Raw genomic sequence first — 911 nt, forward strand, 5'->3', positions numbered from 1 at the left:
GAGGCCACGGTGCCGCAGGGCCTGGCCGACCTCGACCGGCTGGCCGGGGCGACCACCGCCGCGGGGGTGCGGGTGGAGGTCCGGCGGCACGGCGAGCCGGGGCCGCTGCCGCCGGAGGTCGACCTCGCGGCCTTCCGGATCGTCCAGGAGTCGGTCACCAACGTGGTGCGGCACGCGGACATCGGTGCCTGCGTGGTCGTGGTGGACCACCGGACGCCGGAGGAGCTGTCCGTCGAGGTCACCGACCGGGGGCGGGGCCGGGGCCAGGGGCCCGGCGGTGGGTTCGGACTGGCCGGGCTGCGGGAGCGGGTCGCCCTGCTGAGCGGCGAGTTCGAGGCCGGGCCGCTGCCCGGGGGTGGTTTCCGGGTGGCCGCCCGGCTGCCGGTGCCGGTGGACGGTGCCGGCTCGGCGCCGGGGCCGTCGGGTACGGAGGCGGGCGCGTGATCCGGGTGCTGTTGGTGGACGACCAGCCGCTGGTGCGCGCCGCGCTGGAGATGGTGATCGCGGAGACGGCGGACGTCGAGGTGGTCGGCGAGGCGGGCACCGGGGCGGAGGCCGTCCGGCTGGCCGCCGAACTGCGGCCGGACGTCGTGGTGATGGACATCCGGATGCGCCCCCAGCCTGGCGGCCGGGAGGTGCCCCCAGTCATGGACGGCATCGAGGCCACCCGGCTGGTGACCGCCGACGGCGGGCCGACCAGGGTGGTGGTGCTCACCACCTTCGACGAGGACGAGCACGTGTACGCGGCGCTGCACGCGGGGGCGTCGGGCTTCCTGGTCAAGGACATGGCGCTGGACGACATCCTCGGCGCGGTGCGGGTGGTCGCCGCCGGCGACGCGCTGATCGCGCCGAGCGTCACCCGGCGGCTGATCGGGGCGTTCGCCGGAGGCCGCCCGCCGCGGCCGGCGCTC

2 protein-coding genes are annotated in these 911 nt (G+C 77.4%); both read left to right on the forward strand.

The window, feature by feature from the left end:
- Positions 1–444 (forward strand): sensor histidine kinase (locus KS423_RS46300; protein WP_374120201.1); only part of this gene is annotated, 444 nt, incomplete at its 5' end.
- Positions 441–911: response regulator transcription factor (locus tag KS423_RS46305; RefSeq protein WP_308020336.1), on the forward strand; the 471-nt coding region annotated here is incomplete at its 3' end. The genes KS423_RS46300 and KS423_RS46305, both read left to right, overlap by 4 nt.

It is taken from the genome of Streptomyces sp. LS1784, assembly GCF_020103755.1.
GTDB lineage: Bacteria > Actinomycetota > Actinomycetes > Streptomycetales > Streptomycetaceae > Kitasatospora.